This window comes from Mesorhizobium terrae, from assembly GCF_008727715.1.
In the GTDB taxonomy this organism is placed as follows: domain Bacteria; phylum Pseudomonadota; class Alphaproteobacteria; order Rhizobiales; family Rhizobiaceae; genus Mesorhizobium; species Mesorhizobium terrae.
Genome location: NZ_CP044218.1, coordinates 4718601 through 4739193 on the forward strand (window position 1 = coordinate 4718601; position 20593 = coordinate 4739193).

Annotated in this window: 21 protein-coding genes; 3 read left to right on the plus strand and 18 right to left on the minus strand. The window is 62.7% G+C overall.

Annotated features, from left to right (window positions below; genetic code table 11):
- Positions 1-78 precede the first annotated feature (78 nt).
- The 13 genes from FZF13_RS23795 to FZF13_RS29065 all read right to left on the minus strand — a co-directional run bounded on the left by FZF13_RS23795 (position 79) and on the right by FZF13_RS29065 (position 11966).
- Complete coding sequence (locus FZF13_RS23795) at positions 79-1086, minus strand: aldose 1-epimerase (RefSeq protein ID WP_244431364.1); 1008 nt, start codon at positions 1084-1086, stop codon at positions 79-81.
- Positions 972-1727 (minus strand): SDR family oxidoreductase, encoded by a 756-nt coding sequence (locus FZF13_RS23800; protein ID WP_024922137.1) that lies wholly within the window; start codon positions 1725-1727, stop codon positions 972-974. The genes FZF13_RS23795 and FZF13_RS23800 overlap by 115 nt, the downstream gene beginning before the upstream one ends.
- A 7-nt stretch (positions 1728-1734) precedes the next feature.
- Complete coding sequence (locus FZF13_RS23805; RefSeq protein WP_024922136.1) at positions 1735-2466, minus strand: ATP-binding cassette domain-containing protein; 732 nt, start codon at positions 2464-2466, stop codon at positions 1735-1737.
- Positions 2463-3446, minus strand: a complete 984-nt coding sequence (locus tag FZF13_RS23810; protein WP_024922135.1) for an ABC transporter permease — start codon at positions 3444-3446, stop codon at positions 2463-2465. The genes FZF13_RS23805 and FZF13_RS23810 overlap by 4 nt, the downstream gene beginning before the upstream one ends.
- Positions 3447-3510: 64 nt before the next feature.
- Positions 3511-4485, minus strand: coding sequence for a sugar ABC transporter substrate-binding protein (locus FZF13_RS23815; protein ID WP_024922134.1), 975 nt, complete (start codon positions 4483-4485; stop codon positions 3511-3513).
- A 53-nt stretch (positions 4486-4538) separates the two neighbouring features.
- Complete coding sequence (locus FZF13_RS23820; protein ID WP_024922133.1) at positions 4539-5228, minus strand: GntR family transcriptional regulator; 690 nt, start codon at positions 5226-5228, stop codon at positions 4539-4541.
- A 74-nt stretch (positions 5229-5302) separates the two neighbouring features.
- Positions 5303-6502, minus strand: a complete 1200-nt coding sequence (locus FZF13_RS23825) for a mandelate racemase/muconate lactonizing enzyme family protein (RefSeq protein ID WP_036255042.1) — start codon at positions 6500-6502, stop codon at positions 5303-5305.
- Positions 6503-6505: 3 nt separating this feature from the next.
- The gene (locus FZF13_RS23830; protein ID WP_373426362.1) at positions 6506-7240 is read right to left on the minus strand and encodes a FadR/GntR family transcriptional regulator; all 735 of its coding nucleotides are present in this window, start codon (positions 7238-7240) and stop codon (positions 6506-6508) included.
- Positions 7241-7554: 314 nt separating this feature from the next.
- A complete protein-coding gene (locus FZF13_RS23835) occupies positions 7555-8709 on the minus strand; it encodes a fumarylacetoacetate hydrolase family protein (RefSeq protein WP_024922131.1) in 1155 nt (384 codons plus the stop codon).
- 74 nt (positions 8710-8783) lie between these two features.
- Positions 8784-10031 (minus strand): enolase C-terminal domain-like protein, encoded by a 1248-nt coding sequence (locus FZF13_RS23840; protein WP_024922130.1) that lies wholly within the window; start codon positions 10029-10031, stop codon positions 8784-8786.
- 80 nt (positions 10032-10111) lie between these two features.
- The gene (locus FZF13_RS23845) at positions 10112-10897 is read right to left on the minus strand and encodes an SDR family NAD(P)-dependent oxidoreductase (protein ID WP_024922129.1); all 786 of its coding nucleotides are present in this window, start codon (positions 10895-10897) and stop codon (positions 10112-10114) included.
- Complete coding sequence (locus tag FZF13_RS23850; RefSeq protein ID WP_024922128.1) at positions 10894-11814, minus strand: SMP-30/gluconolactonase/LRE family protein; 921 nt, start codon at positions 11812-11814, stop codon at positions 10894-10896. Before FZF13_RS23850 ends, FZF13_RS23845 begins: the two co-directional genes overlap by 4 nt.
- On the minus strand, positions 11811-11966 hold the full coding sequence (locus FZF13_RS29065; RefSeq protein WP_161773102.1) for a hypothetical protein: 156 nt from the start codon (positions 11964-11966) through the stop codon (positions 11811-11813). Before FZF13_RS29065 ends, FZF13_RS23850 begins: the two co-directional genes overlap by 4 nt.
- Before the next feature lie 149 nt (positions 11967-12115).
- On the opposite strand from FZF13_RS29065, the gene FZF13_RS23855 reads away from it, so the two are divergent.
- A complete protein-coding gene (locus FZF13_RS23855; RefSeq protein WP_024922127.1) occupies positions 12116-12799 on the plus strand; it encodes a GntR family transcriptional regulator in 684 nt (227 codons plus the stop codon).
- Positions 12800-12895: 96 nt separating this feature from the next.
- Here FZF13_RS23855 and FZF13_RS23860 read toward each other — a convergent pair whose 3' ends face one another.
- A complete protein-coding gene (locus FZF13_RS23860; RefSeq protein WP_024922126.1) occupies positions 12896-14965 on the minus strand; it encodes an oxidoreductase in 2070 nt (689 codons plus the stop codon).
- Positions 14966-15232: 267 nt separating this feature from the next.
- On the opposite strand from FZF13_RS23860, the gene FZF13_RS23865 reads away from it, so the two are divergent.
- The gene (locus FZF13_RS23865) at positions 15233-15649 is read left to right on the plus strand and encodes a cupin domain-containing protein (RefSeq protein WP_081766797.1); all 417 of its coding nucleotides are present in this window, start codon (positions 15233-15235) and stop codon (positions 15647-15649) included.
- Between the two features lie 132 nt (positions 15650-15781).
- Entirely contained in the window at positions 15782-16951 is a 1170-nt protein-coding gene (gene argE / locus FZF13_RS23870) for an acetylornithine deacetylase (protein WP_024922124.1), read from the plus strand.
- Between the two features lie 5 nt (positions 16952-16956).
- Here the strand turns inward: argE and FZF13_RS23875 are convergent, their stop codons facing one another.
- From FZF13_RS23875 to FZF13_RS23890, 4 genes are read right to left on the minus strand one after another with little or no spacing between them, the layout of a single operon-like run.
- Complete coding sequence (locus FZF13_RS23875) at positions 16957-17892, minus strand: LysR family transcriptional regulator (RefSeq protein ID WP_024922123.1); 936 nt, start codon at positions 17890-17892, stop codon at positions 16957-16959.
- Positions 17893-17942: 50 nt separating this feature from the next.
- A complete protein-coding gene (locus FZF13_RS23880; RefSeq protein WP_024922122.1) occupies positions 17943-19433 on the minus strand; it encodes an aldehyde dehydrogenase in 1491 nt (496 codons plus the stop codon).
- Positions 19434-19476: 43 nt separating this feature from the next.
- Entirely contained in the window at positions 19477-20151 is a 675-nt protein-coding gene (locus FZF13_RS23885) for a DUF1028 domain-containing protein (protein WP_024922121.1), read from the minus strand.
- A gap of 9 nt (positions 20152-20160) precedes the next feature.
- Positions 20161-20574, minus strand: coding sequence for a RidA family protein (locus FZF13_RS23890; RefSeq protein WP_024922120.1), 414 nt, complete (start codon positions 20572-20574; stop codon positions 20161-20163).
- Positions 20575-20593 lie beyond the last annotated feature (19 nt).

Genomic DNA, 20593 nt, shown 5'->3' on the forward strand with positions numbered 1-20593 from the left:
CATAGTGGGTAGGCAGCTACCGGTTTGCGACTTATCACAGGGTATCTAGCACCCTAGAAAGCCTCGCTGACCGACAATTCACGCATCCGTCGCGCGTACCGAAAACCTGGCGCTGGCGCGCATTTCGGCTCCGGGCTCCAGCCTTGTCATGCCGTGCGCGATCGGTCCTTCCGGCAGGTTGAACGCATCGACGGGGTGCGAGACCGGTTCGAAACAGAAGAAATCGGCGTCGCCCGACGGAGAAAACAGCACGTATTGATCCAGATGTTCGCTCGCCTCGATGATCACCGACAGGCCGCGATCCGGCCAATCGATACGAGCATTGCGATCCCAGCCGGCGAACCAGTTGTTGACCCAGGACGACGGCAGTTTCCGTAGCGTGTTGAAATCCAGTTCCGGATGATCGGCAACAGCTTCGACCGATCGCGGCAGGTGGTCGGTATGTTCCAACCAGGCTAGGTCGGAACTGGCGGTGAGACAGGTGTTGCGGTCCCGTACGAACCACGGGTGGAATCCCAAGCCATAGGGCAAGGCGATCCCTGCCCTGTTCGTAGCAGTGAGCTCCATCACGAGGGTTGTTCCCTCCAACCGGTAGGTCATCGAGGCATCGTAGCGGAATGGTCCCGGCCCCTTCCCTTCGAGAGTCAGTAGAACGGTCTCGTTCGTCTTTTCGGTGACTGTCCAGACCGAGGAGAATCCGCTGCCATGGATGGGGTATTTTTCCGTCGGCATGTTGCGCTCGACCGGATGAAACGTGCCATCGAAGGCAAAACCGCCGCCCGAGACGCGCCCCGAGAACGGGATCAGCAGGATGTTCGACAGGCCGAACGGCTGTTCGGTTTCAGGGTCGACCGAACGAAACACCGGCGTCCAGCCGCCTTTGTGCATCACATCGAAGGACGTCAGCCCCGCCCCCAGATCCGGCCTGACGGTAATCCTGGCGACCGCATTGGACAGGCCGAGTGGCGCCATCACCAGCCGCCGTCGACATGGATGTTCTGGCCGGTGATCATGTCGGAGGCGGGCGAAACCAGGAACAGGACGAGCTCGGCAACGTGCCTTGGCTCGATCCGCGATTTCAGGCACTGATTTTCGAGGATCCAGTCATTGTACTCCTGCAACCGGTCGGCGAAGACCCGCCGTTCGGCGTCCGAGACCACCGCGCCCGGCGAGACGGCGTTGACGCGCACCCCGTGCGCGCCGAGTTCACGGGCCAGCGTCTTGGTCAGGCCGAGCATGGCGCCCTTGGAAGCGACGTAAGGCACATAGCCATCCCAGCGGCCATTCAGCGTCACCGAACAGAAATTGACGATCTTGCCATAACGCTTTTGCTTCATCTGAGCCGCCACCGCGCGTGTCAGCGCGAATGCCGCGGCTGAATTCACCCGCAACTGGTCTTCGTATTCCTCAAGCGAGAAGGCCTCGAACGGCTTGTTGATGATCAGGGCCGCATTGTTGATGAGGATATCGATGCCGCCCGAGCTTTCCGACAGCGCTTCCCCCCGCGCCTGCGTGCCGGAAAGGTCGTTGAGATCCTGGCCGACATAGGAAGACGCCACGCCGTGCTTCGCAGCAATCCCGGCGGCGAACGCCTCGCCGCCCTCGGCGTCCGGCCGGTCGAGCAGGAAGAGGTTGGTCCCGGCCTTGGCGAGAATATCGGCCTGGGCACGCCCCAGCGTTCCCAAAGCCCCGGTGAGAAGCACGTTTTTCCCGGCAAGTGTCGTCATGGCGCTCTCACAGAAGCTCGTGGACTTCATCGATGGAGGTTTCGGCGGTCGGCCGATCGAAAACGATCTCGCCGCGCGCCATCGCCACGATCCGGTCGCAAGACTGGAACACGTGCTGCATGTTGTGCGAGATGAAGACGCCGGTCAGCCCCTGCGCCTTCAGCCCGCGCACGAAACCGATGACCTTGTTGGTTTCCTTCACCGACAGGTGATTGGTCGGCTCATCCAGGATCAGCACCTTCGACTTGAAGTGCATGGCGCGTGCGATCGCCACGCCCTGCCGCTGACCGCCCGACAGTTCGCCGACCAGGGCATCCGGCGACCGCAGATGCAGATCGACGTCGGCGATGGCCTGGACGCTTTCCGCGCGCATCCGCTTCTGGTCCATGAGGCCAAAGCCGCCAAGCTTCCATTTCAACGGCTCGCGGCCGATGAACAGGTTGCGGGCGATGGACATGGTCGGAACCATCGAATTGTACTGGTAGATCGTCTCCAGGCCGTGATGCATGGCATCCTTCGGCGAGCGAAGGTGAACCTCCTTGCCCTCGATCAGGATTTCGCCCGCATCCTGGCGGTGGACCCCGGACAGGATCTTGATGAGGGTGGATTTGCCGGCACCGTTGTCGCCGACAAGGCCGACGGTTTCTCCAGGATGGATCGTCAGCGAAACGTTCTTGAGCGCGTGGACGCCGCTGTACCATTTCTGAAGGTTGCGGCATTCGATGATCGGCGTCGTCACTTGCGCACCTCCACCTTGATCTTGCGGGAGATCCTGGCCATCCAGGCGTTGGCGATGACCGCGAACATGGTGAGCAGGCCGATCGCGAACTTGAACCAGTTGGCATCGACGCGCGACAGAACCAGGCCGTTGTCGATGGTGCGAATGAGCAGCGTGCCGATGATGGCGCCGAACACCGTGCCGATGCCGCCGGCAAGCGCTGTGCCGCCGATGACCGCGGCGGCCACGGCCTGCAGCTCCAGCCCTTCGCCGATCGACGGCAGGGGCGAGCCGAGGCGCAACACCTGCAACAGGCCGGCAAAACCGGCAAGCATCGAACACAGCATGAAGCAGATGATCTTCACGCGCTTGACCGGAATGCCCATCGAGGAAGCCGCCTCGTTGAAGCCGCCGGTGGCGCGGATCCAGTTGCCGAAATTCGTCAGCGACAGAAGCGCCGTGGCAAGGGCGGCGATGGCCACGAACCAGATGAAGGACATCCGCAAAATCGAACCCTGCCAGATATAGTCGGTAAACAGCCAGGTCGGCAGGTTGTCGGGCAACAGCGGCGGGAAGCCGCCCGAAATCACGATGGTGAGCGAGCGCGCGATGAACAGCATGCCGAGCGTCGTGATGAAGCTCGGTATGGCGAATTGCAGCGTGATGTAGCCGTTGATGAACCCGATCGCGGCACAGATCATCAACCCCAGCAACAGAGCCACCGGAAAGGGAACTCCGTCGTTCAGCATCACCGCTATGCTCATCGGCATCAGCGCGAAGACCGAACCCACCGAAAGGTCGAATTCGCCGCAGATCATCAGGATCGTCACGCCGATGGCCACCAGCGCCATTTCCGGCAGCAGGCCCATGACGCCCCGGATGTTTTCCATGGACAGCAGGATGCCGTTCGACTTGATCTGGAAAACCGCGATCAGGATGACGAGCAGCGCAAGGCCGGCAAGTTCGGGCTTGTCGAGATAGATTTTCAAAAACCGCTTCATAAGGCTCACACTCATTGCCTGGCGCCCTGCCAAACCGGGCAGGGCGCCTGAGAACATCGGAAGATCAGCGCAGACCCTTCTTGGACATTTCCATGATCGCCGGCACATCCTTCGGCGTGACAATGCCCTGCCCGGTGTCGATGTCGGCCGGGGTCAGGCCGGCGGTCTTGTAGAGATAGGTTTCCATGACCGGCATGAAGCCCTGCATGTAGGGCTGCTGGTCGACCTGGACCTGGACATAGCCGGCCTGCATCTGCTGAAGCACCTCGGGCACCAGATCGAAGCCGCCGAGAAGCACCTTGCCGGGCGCGACGCCGCGATCCTTGAGCACCTTGGCGACACTGGCCTCCCAGTAGCCGGTATCGAAATAGGCCGTCGTGTTGGGATTGGCGTTCAGGTAGGCGCCGATACGGTCGGCGGTGAGGGCAAGATCGGTGGCGGAATCGATGCGCGTGATGTTGATCTCGCGATCCTTGTGCTCGGCCTTGTATTCCTCCAGGAATTTTTTCACGCCGCCTGCCCGCTGCTCGGACCAGGTCTGGCCCGGAGCGTTGACGCCAACCAGCAGGTTGAGCGGGCCTTCCTTCGGGAAATTCTCGGACTGGGCCTTGGCCAGCGCATAGCCGGCGGCAACAAAGCCCTGGCCTATGAAAGCCTTGCGGGCATTGCCCTTGGCGCCCTGGCTGTCGTCGACATTGACCGCCAGCACGAGAATACCGGCATCCGTCGCTTCCTTGATGGCGTTGTCGTAGGCCTTGTCATCGACGATGGCGACAAAGATCGCGTCCGGTTTGGAAGCGATCGCGGCCTGCAGATTGGCCACCGCCTGCTCGACCGAGCCTTCCTGCTGGGTGAGAACCAGCTGGCACGTGGCGCTGACCTTGGCGCAGGCATCGTCAAAACCCTTCTTGACCGACTGCCAGAAGGTGTTAGACGCCGACGAATGGCTGATGAATACGATATTGAGACCTTCGGCGCCGGCCGGCGATGCCATCAGCGACAGGCCGAGTGCGGTGGTGGCCAAGAACTTCTTGAGCATGTTTTCCTCCGTTGACGTGTTGTTATTGTTGGGTGTTCCCGCGCTGCTCCCGTTTAGCTTCGGTCGAACAGTCCGGCTCTGCTGCTGGCGATTTCCGGCAGCGAGTTCAGAATTTCACGCAGATGCAGGCGCATGGCCTTCTCGGCGTCCGCCTGGTCGCCGGTCGCGATCGCCTCGACGATGCGTTCATGCTGGTCGATCAGCCGGCTGACATGCATGTCGTCGACGGACAGGAACCGCACGCGGTCCATCTGCGCCTTGACGCTTTCGATGACATTCCAGGCGTAGCTCTTGCCGGCCGATGCCGCGAGCGTGCGATGGAAGCGCTCGTCGAGGCGCAGGAAGGCAGCCCGGTCATTGTGCGGAACCTGCTTCTGCAGAGCGATCTGCTCGCGCAACTCCTCGATCGCGCTGGCGGCGTTGTTTTCGGCGACCAGACGCACGATGTCAGCCTCTATCGCCTCGCGCACGAAGCGGGCGTCCATCACGGCGGCCACTGAAATCTTGGTCACGAAGGTGCCGCGTTGAGGCAGAACCTGCACGAGGCCTTCCTCGGAAAGCTTGATGAACGCCTCGCGCACCGGCTGACGGCTGACGGAGAGGGTTTTGGCGACTTCGGATTCGGAAAGGCGTTCGCCCGGAAGAAGCTCCGCCTGGATGATCTGCCGGCGCAGCAGACGATAGATCTGCGGGCCGACCGTTTCCGCCGGGGAAATGCCGGCGGGTACGTTGGTGATCTGCATACTGCCCTCCTCCCAGGGTCAGAAATTAATCTAGCATACTACCATACAAGTCAAATTGTTTCTTCGTTTCACCATCAATTGGCCTTGGACGAACGGCGGCAGACGGTGAATTTCCGATCCAGATCCTCGGCAAGCTCGACGCCGTGGCCCGGGCCTGGCGGAACGGTGATCATGCCGTCCGTGACGGTCGGCAATTGCGTGGTGAGGTCGGCGTACCAGGTCTTGTAATAGGCACGCACGCTTTCCTGAACGAGCGCATTCGGCGCATTCAGGGACAGGTGCGTCGACGCTGAAAGCACGACCGGGCCGGTGCAGTCATGCGGCGCGACCGGCAGGTGCCAGGTCTCCGCCATCGTGGCGATCTTCTTGGCCTCCGATATGCCGCCGCACCACGAAAGGTCGAGCATCACCACGCCGGCCGCATCCGTTTCCATCAGGTCGCGAAAAGCCCAGCGTGTCGCCAGCGTCTCGGAGGCGCAGAGCGGCGCGCGGCTGGCGGCCGCATAGCGTTTCAGGCTCGACAGCGAGTCCATCTTGATCGGGTCTTCGTGCCAGAAGGTGGCGTATGGCTCGAGCGCCCGCGCGATCTGGATAGCCGGCGTCAGCTGCCACATCGAGTGGAACTCGACCATGATGTCGATCTTGTCGCCGACCCGCTTGCGGATCTTCTCGAAAGGCTCGAGCGCCTTGCGCAGGTCCCGCCCGGAAATGTACTGGCCGCCGCTCTTTTCGGCCGCGATGTCGAACGGCCAGATCTTCATCGCCGTGATGCCGCTGGCCAACAGGTCTTCGGCCAGTTCGTCGGCTCGCTCGAGGAACCCGTTCAGGTCGTCATAGTCCCTGCCCCGTTCGCCGAGGCCATAATTGGCCGTCTGCTGGCCCTTGGCCTGGCGCATGTAGGTGTTGCCGGCGCAGGTGTTGTAGGTGCGGATCTCTCGGCGCGAGAAACCGCCGAGCAGTTGAGCAATCGGCAGATTGGTCACCTTGCCGAAAAGATCCCAGAGCGCGATGTCGATGGCGGAATTGCCGCGCATTTCCGCGCCCGTCGAACGGAAGCCGAGATAACCGTTGAGGTCCTTGGAAATCTTGTCGATTTCCAACGGGTCGCGCCCGAGCAGCTTGGGTGCCGCAACTTCGTGGATATAGGCCTCGACCGTCTCGGCCATGAAGAAGGTCTCGCCCAGGCCTGCGATGCCTTCATCGGTATGAACACGTACCCACAGGATGTTCGGGAATTCGGTGACCCGGATTGTTTCGAACGCGGTGATCTTCATCGATCAGTACACTCCAGCGGCCAGCAGCGCTTTAACGGTCAGGTCGAAATGCTCGACCATGGCGGCCTCCCCCTTGGCGGGGTCGCCATTGGCGATGGCCTGGGCGATCGCCAGATGCGTGTCGACGCTTTCCTGCCGCGTCTCGTTGCTGGCGCGGCTTGCCCAGCCGATCGGCCAGGTATGGCGCGTCACGACATGGAAGGAACCGACGATCATCGCGAACATGGGATTTTTCGACGCCAGGCCGATGGCCTCGTGGAAGGCGATGTCGTGCTCCATCACCTTCACGGGCTCATGAAAATCGCGCTGCATGGCCTCGGCGAGGTTCAATATCTCGGCCGCCTCCCTGTCCGTGCGCCGCAAGGCGGCAAGCGCCACCGTGCGCCGCTCGACCGTGCGCCGGACATCGAAGATCTGCTGGATGGTCGCCTGATTGGTATGGACGGCGTGGTCGGTGATGATCGCCAGCACGTCTGCCCTTGGCGCCGCGACGCGGGCACGGCGGCCGTTGCCAATGTCGATCAGGGTCAGTGCTGCAAGCGAACGATAGGCCTCGCGAACGATGGTGCGCGAGGTGCCGGTCAGCTCGGAAAAGGCGCCTTCGCTTGGCAGTTCATCGCCCACCTGAAGGCCGTTCTCGCGAATATGGGTCTGCACGGCCGTCATCACGCGATCGAGCAGCCCCTCGCCTTCCGGAACTTGATCCGCCGGAGCCTGCATCGTTGAAACCGTCTCCATGACATACCTATCATACAGGTCTTGTTATACCTATCGATAGATATGCATTTTCCTCTTGTCAACGCCTATCGAGGGCATCGCAGAGCGAACGCGGCCGCTATTCTTTTGGAGGGGCAGATATCAGCGCCAACCGCTTCCGCGGCTTGGCAATCGGCAGGCACACCGGCGCAACGACGCTGGGCTTCTAGCATCAGCCGGCATACGCTATGTCAGGCGAACGAAATCTGCTCAGTTCCCTGCGTTGCCGAAACAAGACAGATCCGGTCGCAGCATCGACTGCGGCCGGTTGATGGCACGCGTACCGGAACCAGGCGTCAGAGTAATTTCCGTGCCGCCAGGTTCCGCATCAGATGCGAAGTGCCGAACACCCAGGGTGGGCAATCCGTCGACAATTTCACGCGGTTGGTCAGCGAGCCAAGCTCGTCGTTCGAAATGGTGACCCTGTCGCCGATCTTGTGCGTGAACCCTTGTCCCGGCGTGTCGCGATCCTCGGTCGGCGCGAACAGCGTGCCCATGAACAACACCAACCCGTCGGGATATTGATGGTGGCGGCCGATCGTCTGCGAGACGAGGTCGAGCGGATCGCGGCTGATTTCCTTCATCGAGCTTCGACCATCGAGCACGAAACCGTCGTCGCCGACGACTTTTAGCCGGAGCTCGGCGTTGCGCACATCGTCAATGGAATAGGTCGCATCGAACAGGCGGATAAACGGCCCGATCGAGCAGGACGCGTTGTTGTCCTTGGCCTTGCCGAGCAGCAGGGCGGACCGCCCCTCGACGTCGCGCAGATTGACATCGTTGCCGAGCGTCGCGCCCACCACCTTGCCGGCGGAACTCACGACCAGCACGATTTCCGGCTCTGGGTTGTTCCACTTCGATATCGGATGCAGGCCGACATCCGCCCCATGGCCAACCGAGGACAGCACCTGCGCCTTCGAGAACACCTCGGCGTCCGGGCCGATGCCGACTTCAAGATATTGCGACCACACGCCCACTTCGATCAGCGCTTCCTTGACCTTGGCAGCTTGCGGCGAGCCCGCCTTCAGGTTGCGCAGGCTGTCGCCGACGATGGCGACGACTTTTTCTCTCATCTTGACGGCAAGGTCCGGGTTACCGGCGGCGCGCTCCTCGATGACGCGTTCGATCATCGATCGCGCAAAGGTCACACCGCACGCCTTGACCGCCTGAAGATCGTTGGGGGCCAACAGGTGCATGGCCTGCGGATCCTGACCCTCGGCGGTCTGCGAAAGCAGCGCCTCCAGCGTTGCCAGCACCGGGCCGTCGGCGCGTACCGCATAGTCGGCCGCATCCTCGCGTTCGAGCAGATCGCGCATCGTCGGCGTGGTTTTCGAAGTGATGTCGATCAGCTTGCCGTCACGCACCACGACAAGGCATGGACCGGCCTTGGCGGGGTCCCAGACGCGTCCCAGAAAGATGCCGGTCTTGAATGTGTCATGTCCAGCTGTCACGTCCGGCACTCCGGTTTTGCATTTGCGGTCGAATTTCCGCGTATGTGCAAATGCGTATACGCGCGGGGATGAGTCTAGTAGTCGACAACACGATTATCGTTTGGATCAGCCCATCGGGTGTTCGGCACCGTGGCGAACCAGCCGGGACGCGCCGGGTCGCGGTCATAGGGATAGCCGCCGAGGCTCTTGTACAGGTCCGCGTATTTTCCGAGCTTGTCGCGATCGATCTCGACGCCGAGGCCAGGTGCCGACGGCACCTTGATGGCACCGTTCTCGTAGCGCATCGGCCCGCCGACGATAATGTCGTCCACGAGCTGGTGGTAGTGCGCGTCCGCATGGAAGACGAGGTTCGGCACGACCGCGCCGAGATGCAGCATGGTGGCAAGCTGGATGCCGAGTTCGCCGGACGAATGCACGGCGATGCCGAGCTGGAAGGTCTCGCAGACGCCCGCCGCTTTCACGCAAGGCCTGATGCCGCCCCAGAAGGTCGTGTCGAGCAGGATGACGTCGACCGCGGGGTTGAGCACATTGGCGGCAAGCTGCTCGAAATTGATGACGACCGTGTTGGTGGCCAGTGGCATCGTCGTGTTTTCGCGCACCCTGCGCATGCCGTTCAGGCCCCAGGTCGGGTCCTCGTAATAGTCGTTGTTGAGATCCTCGATGCCCTTGGCGAAGCGGATCGCCTCCTCCACGGTGAAGGCGGCGTTGGGATCATAGCGCACGCTGTCGGAGCCAAGCGCCTTCGCCCAGGCGCGGTAAACCTCGAGCTCGTAGTCCGGCGGGAAGACGCCACTCTTCAGCTTATGCGAAGTGAAGCCGCACTTCTTCTTCAGCGCCAGCGTCTGCTCGATGAGCTGGTCGGCGGTGCGCGTCTCGCCCTCGCCGGTATCCTTGTTGGGCAGGCGGAAGAACATGTAGCTGGCGAAGGGCACCATCTCCCGCATCTTGCCGCCGAGCAGGTCGTAGACCGGCACGCCGAGGAACTTGCCCATGATGTCGAGGCAGGCGAATTCGATCGCCGCATGCATCTGGGTGCGGTTGTTGTAGAGGCTGGCGGTCGGGTTGCAGATCATGAAGCGCAGATTTTCCAGCTCGAACGGATCGTGCCCGACGAGATAGGGTTTCAGCGCCCGGAAAGCTGCCTCCGCGCTCTCCCCACCGCCGCCCATCTCGCCGAGGCCGACAATGCCCACATCGGTCTCAACCTCGACGATGGTGCGCACGAAACGCCCCCAATGCGCCCCGTTGGAATGGCGCAGCGGCGCCTCCAGCGGAACGGTGACGGTGGTCGCGCGGATATCGGTGATTTTCGGTCGCTTCATGGAAGGCTCCAAGGCAAGGCTATCATCGGGAAGACATCGAGAAACGGTTTCATAGCGGATTTTCCGATCACTCGGACCAATCACTCGGGAATCACGATACCGAGCTTGGCGAGCACGCCGCCGTCGATCTTGATGTCGGCGCCGGTGATGAAGCGGGCCTTGTCGCTGGCAAGGAAGGCGACCAGATCGGCGACCTCGGCCGGCTTGCCGACGCGACCCAGCGGATGGCCCCTGCCCCAGGCATCCAGCGTTGCCTCGGCGGTGTTGTCGCCTTTCCAGATATCCGCCGCCCAGTGCAGCATGGGCGTGTCGATCGAGGCCGGGCAGACGGAATTCACGGTAATGTTGTCCGGCGCATGGTCGAGCGCCATGGCGCGCACCAGCGCGTTGATGGCGCCCTTGCTCGCCGTATAGGCGGCCACGCCCGCCTGCGAGGCATAGGCCTGCACGGAGGAGATGGCGACAATCGCGCCGCCGCCACGCTTCTTCATTTCTGGAATGGCGAATTTCGCGGCGAGAAAGATGCCCTTGAGGTTGATGTCGAGCACGTCGTCCCAGACCTCTTCCGGCGTATCGACCACCGTGCCATAGCGCTGGATGCCAGCGCAGCAGGCCAGCACATCGACGCCGCCATGGTGCGAAACCGCCATTGCCACCGCCGCCGCCATGTCGTCCTTCGAGCGCACGTCGCCGACGAAGCCCGCCGCATGATCGCCAATCGACTTGACCGCATCATCGACCGACGCCTTGTCGTTCGCGACGACCAGCACCTTGCCGCCGCCAGCCGCGAAGCGACGAGCACAGGCAAGGCCCATGCCGAGGCTGCCGCCGGTCACGACGATGCTCTTGCCGGCAAATTCGTTCATTGTGTTTTTTTCCAATCAGGCGCCCCGAACTTCGACTCGGCGACGCCGCGGCCGACGCCCTCGACGGCGAAGAGCCCGCCCTCCAATGGATGCGCGTCGAGATGGGCGGCCGACATGGTGAAACGCGCCGAAGTGACATAAAGCGTCGAAAGATCGGGCCCGCCAAAGGTGCAACTCGTCGGCCAGCTCGCCGGCAATTCGACGAGACCGACAAGATCGCCTTCAACATCGAAGCCCGCTACAGCGGCCCCGCCGGCGACGCGGCAGTTCCACAGCCGGTCCTCGGCGTCGAGGCAGGAACCGTCCGGAAAACCGCGCGCGAAACCGGCGACGATGGTGCGCCGGTTGGCCAGCGTTCCCGTGGCGACAGCACAATCGAAGAGATAAATCTCGTTCGCCAGCGTGTCGGCGAAGAAGAAGCGGCCGTCCCGCGTCCACCCCATCGTGTTGGTGATGCCGTATTCGTTCGGCGTCAGTTGCGAGACGCCGCTGTTCGGGTCGATGCGGTAGATGGCGCCGGCATTGCGGTCCATCTCCTTGGGCGAACCGTCCGGATGGAGATTGCTCTGCATGGTCGACACCCAGAAGGTGCCGTCCGGCGCGACACGCCCCTCATTGAGCCGGTTGTCGGGCAAGTCAGGTTCCGGCACCGCGAATTCCTCGAAGGCGCCGCCCGGCCGCCACAGGCAGACGCTGCGGCGCAGGCCGACGATGAAACCGCCATTCGCCCGCATGCCGATGGAAGTCACGAAATCGGGCGTTGGCCAGACATCATGGCGGCCGTTCGCCGGTTCGAGCCGGTGGATGCGCCGGCCGACAATGTCGACCCAGTAGAGCGCCTTTTCCTCACCAGACCAGATGATGCTCTCGCCGACGACATCCTTGGCATCGAACAGTAAGGAAACCGCCACGCTCATGGAGATACCGAAGCTTCGATCGAGAACATGCTTTCGTCGGCCTTGCCGGATGCCTTCTCCTGGCCCGCCAGGAAGCCGACCGGCAGATCATCGATGCCGGTCGCACCCGAAACGAAAACCGTGACGGGATGTGGGCCGTCGCGATGCGCCATTGTGTCCTCCCAGACCATTTGCATTCTTGTATGCAAGATATAACGAGCGGTCAAGCATCGCTCCATGAGCGTATGGAAAATGTATATTTTTCAGGCTATCGTGTGCCGATTGAAGGATTGCATGCAAGAAAACAAAGAGCTTATGCTTCATGGCGCGTGACACGAAAATCTCGGCGGCGGAGCATTGTTATCGCAGCCTTTCGCAGAAGATCATCAGGCTCGAACTGAAGCCGAACGAGCCGGTGGGCGAGCATGCGCTGGCCGATCTGCTCGGCGTCAGCCGCACACCGGTGCGCGAGGCCCTGTCGCGGCTGAGCGCGGAAGGTCTGGTCGATCTGCGATCCCGCGCGGGCGTCGTGGTCGCACCGATCCGCATGGATGCGGTCCGGACGGCGCAGTTCGTTCGCGAACATCTGGAGCTGGCGATCGTCGCCGAAGCAGCCAGGCAGTCGAACCGCCGCATCCTGCTTGGCATCCGCCAGACCATCGAGGAACAGGAATTGGCTGTCGCGGAAGACAATCCCGACCTGTTCTTCGAATGCGACGAGCGCATGCACGCGCTTTATTGCAACCTGGCCGGCCGCGACGGCGTCTGGGGGTTCATTTCCGACGCGAAGAAGCACATGGACCGCGTTCGCCGCCTGTCGCTCCAGGCGGGGCAGCTCGACCAGTTGGTGGACGATCACCAAAAAGTCCTGGAGGCCGTGACGGCAGGCGACCCGACCGCCGCCCAGGAGATCATGCAGATCCACCTGCGGCGCGTCATGCTCGACCTCGGCGAGCTCGCGCAGCGGTTTTCCTCCTATTTCGAGGCGGACAACGCCGCATCCTAGCCGAAGGAACCCGAGGCGATCGACCCCGGCGAGCACCAGGCCGTGCCGTTCGACGGGACGCTAGCCCGTCGAACACAACGGCTATCGGCCTGGCGACTATTCTGCGGCAAGCGCCGTCACTTCGCGGCGGAACGGCAAGGCGTCGCCGATATCCGGCTCGTCCAGTTCGCGGGCGAAACGGTGGCCGGCATAGGTCGCCCAGGCAATCGGTCCGGGCGCTTCGGCATCGCCGATCACCTTGATCGAGCGAATGCCGTTGTCGGCCCACTCCGCCCGACGGTCCTTGAGCTCGCTCCAGAGCCCGTCGTTTTGCAGCCGCGAGGTTACCAGCACCACCGCGTCGGCCGCGATGTCGCGCTCCGCGCCGGTATAGGCGCAGGCCGTGGCGACACCGCCGGCCTTGATGCGCGTGACGGCGCGGTTCAGCACGATCTCAACGCCGAGTTCGGCCAGCCGGCGATGGATGGCGCCCTGCTCCAGCGTGTTGCGGGTCCAGTCCGACACATAGGCTGAAGCAGTCACCAGCGTGACCTTCGCGCCTTGCCGTGCCATGAGTTCGGCCAGCACGCCGCCCATGTAATAATGGTCGTCATCGAACAGCACGACATTGCCGGTGGGCACCTTACCATCCATCAGATCATCCGGCGTGTAGACGGGCATGGCCGGGTCCATCGGCATCGGCACGACATGGGCGCGGGCGACGCCGTCGCGCCGCCATGTCGAACCGGTGGCGATGGCGATGTTCTGGAAGCCAAAGCCAAGGATGTCGTCGGCGGAGAGCCGGCTGTCGAAATAGACCTCGACATTCTGCATCTGTCCGATCTGATACTGGCGATAATCGCGCACCCGTCCCCATGCCGAAAGACCCGGCAGGCGGCATTCGCGTGCGACACGCCCGCCGAGTTCGGTTCCGGCTTCGGCCAGCGCCACCTGATAGCCGCGCATACCAAGCGCACGCGCCGCTTCCAGGCCGGCGGGGCCGGCACCGACGATGAGCACGCTTTCGCTCGCCCCCTTGGCCTGCATGCGTTCCGGATGCCAGCCCTTGCGCCATTCCTCCATGAAGGTCGGGTTCTGCGTGCAGCGCGAGATCGACATGGTCATGTCGCCGGTGATGCAGATGTTGCAGCCGATGCATTCGCGAATGTCCTCGATGCGGCCTTCCTCCACCTTCTTCGGCAGGTAGGGATCGGCAATCGACGGCCGCGCGCAGCCGATGAAGTCGAGCGTGCCCGACTTGATCATCTTCACCATCACGTCCGGAGAGGTGAAGCGCCCGACGCCCACGACCGGTTTCGACGTCAGCTTCCTGATGCCGGCGACAAGGCTTTCCTGTGCTGCCTCTTCCTTGAAGCGCGACGGGCCGGAACAATCCTCCCAGGCACCATGGGCGAGATCCCACAGGTCCGGCAGATCGGCGTGCATCTCGATCATGTCGCGCACTTCGGAATTGGCGAAGCCCAGTTCGCCGATCATCTCGTCCAGCGAGATGCGCAGCGTCAGCCCGCAGGTGTCGCCGATGGCGTCGCGACCCTCCTCGATCAGTTCACGCATCAGGCGTGAACGGTTCTCCAGCGAGCCGCCATATTCGTCGGTGCGCTGGTTGGTAGCAGTGGACAAAAAGTGCTGGATGATGCCGAAGCCATGCGCGCCATAAAGGCAAACCAGGTCGAAGCCGGCCTGCTTGGCGCGCTTGAAGGCGTTGCGGTGCCAGCGGCGCAGGTCTCTGATATCCTGCTTGTCCATGGCGCGCGCCTGCACCGGGTCGTTGGTGAAGGTGCGGATCGGCAAGGCCGTCGGCCCGCGCGGCACTTCACGGGTATAGAGGTTCGGTCCGTTGATGCCGGAGTAAGCGAGCTGGATGCCAGCCAGCGCGCCATGCGAGCGCATCGCCGCCGCCATCTTGGCGAGTGCCGGAATATCCTGGTCTTCCCACAGCCGCAGTTCGATGAACGGCGTGATTTCCGAGGTGTGGTGCATCTCGGTCTGCTCGGTGAAGATGACACCCCAGCCGCCTTCCGACTTGGTGCGCCGCATCTCGGCCGCTGCAGAAGGGTCGCGATAGCCGCCGCCGTTGCAATGCGGCACCTGATAGAACCGGTTCTTCGCCGTCACCGGCCCGATCTTCATCGGCTCGAACAGAATGTCGTAGCGGGGATCGCGCATGAAACTTCCTCTCCTCGCCGGCCCTGCCGCCGACGCGACTGCCAATCGGATCGTCACGCAACCCAGGCAGCACGGCCCTAGTCATAAGGGTCGCCAAGCACCGGAAAACTATAGTTTTCTTCTGCACCGCTTAGGAGTGGCCTAATCGCCGTGTCGTCGCCGGTTAGGATCAACCGATGCAGGACGAAACCAAATATGACTTCATGCGCAGGAAGCCCAGATCATAGGATGCTCTGAACAATCAACGTCGACTGAGGGGGGATCAATATGATTGCGTTTAAGCTTGGTGCAGAAGCTATCGGCCTTGATGTATGGGGACCTCCCGAAAATCTTTCGGCTGTTACTTTAGAAGGCAAACCGGTCATGCACGGCAAGAATCTGTATTCGTCGAACGGCGGACAGGTCCTCAGTGGCATCTATGAAGTTACGAAAGGCCGTTTCAAAGTAATCTATCCTTTTCATGAGCATGCCACTGTGCTCGATGGCGAGGTGACAATCAGCGATGAAGCCGGGAACAGCGTGACATACGGTCCCGGAGATAGCTGGTTTTGCCATCAAGGCGAGGTCGTGACCTGGGACGTCAAGGACCACCTCCGTAAGACCTTCTTCGTGGTGACGGTCGATCGGTTCGTAACCGTTGCTGCTCAGCCTTCAGAGCCATCGCGCTATCAGATCGCAGGCTAGGCAATTCTAGCAAAGCTGCGCAGCGGTTTTGCGTCCGGAATTTCGTAAAAACAAAGAGATGGAGCAATTCCGCGATTCAGAGAAAAGCGGAATTGCCCTAGAACCGGCTCAAATCACCAGGCAAGCTGCAGTATGGACAGCATCCATATCCTCGAAAGACTGATCGCTTTCCCAACAGTGAGCCGCGATTCCAATTTGGCTCTGATCAACTACGTGGCTGAGCTGCTGGAAGCAAAGGGCATCCAGTGCCACCTCATTCCCAGCCACGACGGCCACAAGGTCAATCTTTTCGCCACGATCGGCCCGGCCGACCGGCCCGGCATCATGCTGTCCGGCCATACCGATGTGGTGCCGGTCGACGGCCAGGACTGGACCGTGCCGCCCTTCGCGATGACGAGCCGGGACGGCAAGCTGCTGGGGCGCGGCGCGGCCGACATGAAGGGTTTTGTCGCCTGCGCCGTCGCAGCGGCGCTGAAGGCGGCCGAACGCCCGCTGCGCACGCCGCTGCATCTGGCCTTGTCCTATGACGAGGAAATCGGCTGCCTCGGCGTTCGCAGCCTGGTGGAAATGCTCGCCGCCGCGCCGCAGAAACCGCTTCTATGCATCGTCGGTGAGCCGACCTCCATGCAGGTCGCCACCGGCCATAAGGGCAAGGTCGCCGCGCGCGCCATCTGCAAGGGCCGCGAAGGCCATTCCGCACTCGCGCCGCTCGCGCTCAACGCCATCCACCTCGCCTGCGATTTCGTCAATGTGCTGCGCAGCGAACAGGAGCGGCTGGCCCGCGACGGTGCGCGCGATGGCGACTACGACATTCCCTACACCACCATCCACGCCGGCAGGATCAATGGCGGGGTGGCCCTGAACATCGTGCCGAACCTTTGCCAGGTCGATTTCGAGATCCGCAACATTGCGGCAGACGATCCCGACACCATACTGGAACGCCTGCGCGGCGAGGCCGCACGCATCGTTTCCACCGCCGCAGAAATTGCACCTGAAGCCGCCATCGATATCGAAATCACCAACACTTATCCCGGCCTCGACACGCCGGTGAATTCGCAAGCGGTGGCTTTCGTGAAATCGCTGACCGGCGCCAATGGCACGATCAAGGTGGCATTCGGCACCGAAGGCGGCCTGTTCAGCCGCGATGTCGGCACGCCGACGGTGGTGTGCGGACCGGGCTCGATGGCGCAGGGCCACAAGCCCGACGAATTCGTCACGGTCGAACAGATGCGCCGTTGCGACGAGATGTTGGAAAAATTGCTGGAGCGGCTCGCCGACGAGGCGTCGCCAGTAACTCGATAGCCGATCTACCCGACGACACGCTCGGTGCCGAACACGCCCTGCTCGACCACGAAGCGGCGGCAATGCTGGATAAAAGCCTGCACCGTTTGTGTGCGGTGCTCCGCATTGGGCATGGCTATGCCCATGGTGAGCGGGCGCAGGTCTCCAGCCAGGGGCACGAACACCAGCGGCTTGCCGTCGGGCGAAAGCGTGTTGAGCGGTCGCATATTGGCAATGCCATAGCCAAAACCATTGGCCACCATCGAACGCATCACCGCGATGTCGCCGGTGCGCTCGGCGATATAGGGTCGAAGCCCTTTCTGCTGGAAGGCGGACAGGAAGTATTCGCGGCTGAACGGCAGATCGAGCAGAACCATCGGCTGATCGACCAGTTCTTCCGGCGCTATCGAGGTTCTGGTGGCCAACGCATGTCCCGCCGGCAACATCACATAGGCCGGCAGTTGCATCAGCGGCTCGAAGGCCATGTCCTGTGAAAGGTCGAGATCGTAGGTCAGCGCCACATCGATGTCGCCACGCTGCAGCAATTCCAGCAACTGGCCCTGGTTGCGCTCGAACTGGCGGACGCGGACATCGGGATAGCTGTCCTCGAACCGGCGGCGCAGCGTCGGGAAGATGATCTGGGCAAAGGTCAGCAGGCAGCCGATCGCCAGCGGACCCCTCACCTTTTCGGCGATATCGCCGGCGACGTCGTGCAAGGCATCCGCGTCAGCAAGCAGCCGCGCCGCCTCTTTCAGGAACACGCGACCGCCGGCCGTCAGCGACAGGCCGTGCGAATGCTTGCGCACGAAAAGCTGGACGCCGAACTCCGTCTCGAGCTGAGCGATGGAAGCCGAAATGGACGGCGGCGAGACATTCACCTGCTCGGCAGCCTTGGCGATCGATCCCGCTTCGCCGACGGCAACGAAATATTCCAGCTGTCTGAGGGTAAAGCGAAGTGGCATGGCTGGTTATGTTGCCAGTTTCGGCGCGCGGATCAAGGCGTTGGTGTTCCTCAATATTTGATCCACGTGGTCTTGAGCGCGGTGTATTTGTCCAGAGCATGCAACGACAGGTCGCGGCCGAAGCCGGACTGTTTGAAGCCGCCGAAGGGCGTCATCGGGCTCAGCGCGTCGACGGTGTTGACCGAAACGGTGCCGGCATGCAGGCGCCCGGCGATGCGGTGCGCGCGCGAAAGACTGTCCGTCCACAGCGAGGCGGCCAGGCCATAGACGCTGTCATTGGCGATACGGACGGCCTCGTCTTCGTCGTCGAAAGCGATGACCGACAGCACCGGTCCAAAAATCTCGTCACGGGCTATGCTGTCGTTCGGCGAGACATTGTCGAAGATGGTGGGCTGCACGAAGCTGCCGCGGCCATTGACGGTGACCTGCTCGCCGCCGGCGACAAGCCGCGCGGTCTTCTTGCCGGTCTCGACAAACCGCATGACGTTGGCGGTGTGACGGGCATCGACCATCGCGCCCATCTTCGAGGCCGGGTCGAGCGGATCGCCCGGCTGCGTCGCGGCGGCTCGCGCGACAAGCTTCTCCACCATCTGATCCTTGACGCTGCGCTGGACCAGCAAGCGCGAATTGGCCGAGCAGACCTCGCCCTGGTTGAAGAAGATGCCGAAGGCAGCCATGTCGGCCGCCGCATCGAGATTGCCGCAATCGGCGAACACCAGGTTCGGGCTCTTGCCGCCGGTTTCCAGCCACACCTGCTTCATGTTGGACTGGCCGGAATACTGCAGGAACATCTTGCCGACAGCGGTGGAACCGGTGAAGGCGAGGCAATCGACGTCCATGTGGCGGCCGAGCGCCTGCCCGGCGGTCTCGCCGAGGCCAGGAACGACGTTGAGCACGCCGGCCGGCAAGCCGGCCTCCATGGCGAGCTCCGCCAGCCGCAGTGCCGAGAAAGGCGACTGTTCGGCGGGCTTCAGTACGACCGAATTGCCGGCTGCCAGTGCCGGCGCGCATTTCCAGGTCGCCATGTCGAGCGGGAAATTCCACGGCACCACCGCGCCGACCACGCCAAGCGGCTCGCGCCGCACCAACACCAGATCGCCCGCACCGCTCGGTGCGATCTCGTCATAGATCTTGTCGATCGCCTCGGCATACCACTGGAAGATGCCAGCCGAGCCCGGCACGTCGACGGTGGCCGCGTCAGTGACCAGCTTGCCCATGTCGAGCGATTCCAGCAGCGCCAGTTCGTGCAGGTTCTCGCGCAACAACTGTGCCAGGCGCAGAAGCACGTCCTTGCGATGACCGGGCGTCGCCCGCGACCAGGCGCCGGAAGCGAAGGCGCGACGTGCCGAGGCAACGGCGAGGTCGATGTCTTCCTCGCCGCAGGAGGCGACTTCGGCCAGCGTCTCGCCGGTTGCCGGGTTGATGCTCGCGAAGGTGCGGCCGGAACGCGCGGCGACGAACTTGCCGTCGATGAAGGCCTTGTCACGGAAGCGGATCGTTGCCGCCTTGCCGATCCAGTCCTTGTGGCTGAGTTCGCTCATGCGGGCTCCTGCTTCACACTTTGCTTAGGGTTGTCCGTCCGGACTATTCGTCGCCGGGCACGCCGTAGCTCGGCGCATCGGAGGGATTGATGGCGCGGGTCACATAGGCGTCGAGCTGGGGCTTGTAGATGTCCCAGAGCTTTCCCAGCTCCTCGATCGGACAGTCTTCCGTCCAGTCGCAGCGCAAATCCGCCACCGGCCAGGCCACTTCGCGCACCAGCTTCATGCCGGCCGAACGGACCGGTCCAGCCTCGCCGCCGGCTTTCAGGGCTGCCCGCATCGTCGCGATGATGCGGTCGCCGAGATGACCTTCCGAGGCGAGGAACGCGTCGACCATCGCCTGCGGCACGCCTGAATTGGCGAGCAGATTGCCGCCGCAGGCGACGTTCTCAGCCCGCGCCTCGGCCCAGATGCCAAGCGCCTTTGGGCCGGAATGGATCGCGCTGATGCCGGCGCCGTCGACGGCCAGCAGCTGCCGAAATTCCATATACGCGCCGGTGCGCTTCAGAATGGACACCGCCTCAGTGGCGGATGCACCGCGCGCCATCAGGTCGAGCGCGCGGGTGCCCAGCGTCGGGTCGGTGACGTTCTGGCTGGCGACCGCCCCCACATTGGCCTGCGCATAGGCACAGCGCGCGGCCACAGCCGGCGATGACGAGGACACCGCCACACCGAACATGCCGGTGCGGCTGCAGCGCGCAACGATCGAGAAGGTCATGCCGCGCCCTCAGTCCGGGATAACGGCTGTGCCGTCGATCTCGACCAGCCAGTCGGGCCGGGCGAGCGCCGACACCACCAGCCCGGTCGATACCGGATGCACGCCCTTGATGTATTCGCCCATGGTCCGGTAGACCGCCTCGCGATGGCGAACGTCGGTGATGTAGACCACCACCTTCACCAGATGCTCCATCTTGCCGCCGCACTCCTCGATGAGCTGCTTGATGTTCTGCATGACCTTGTGGGTCTGCTCGACCGGATCGTGGCTGCCGATGTTCTTGGCGGTATCGAGATCCTGCGGGCACTGGCCACGCAGGAAGACCGTGGTGCCGCGCGCGATCACCGCCTGGCAGAGATCGTTGTCGAGCTTCTGCTCGGGATAGGTATCCTTGGTGTTGAACTTGCGAATGCGGGTATGCGCCATCGTGGTCTCCATCGGAACG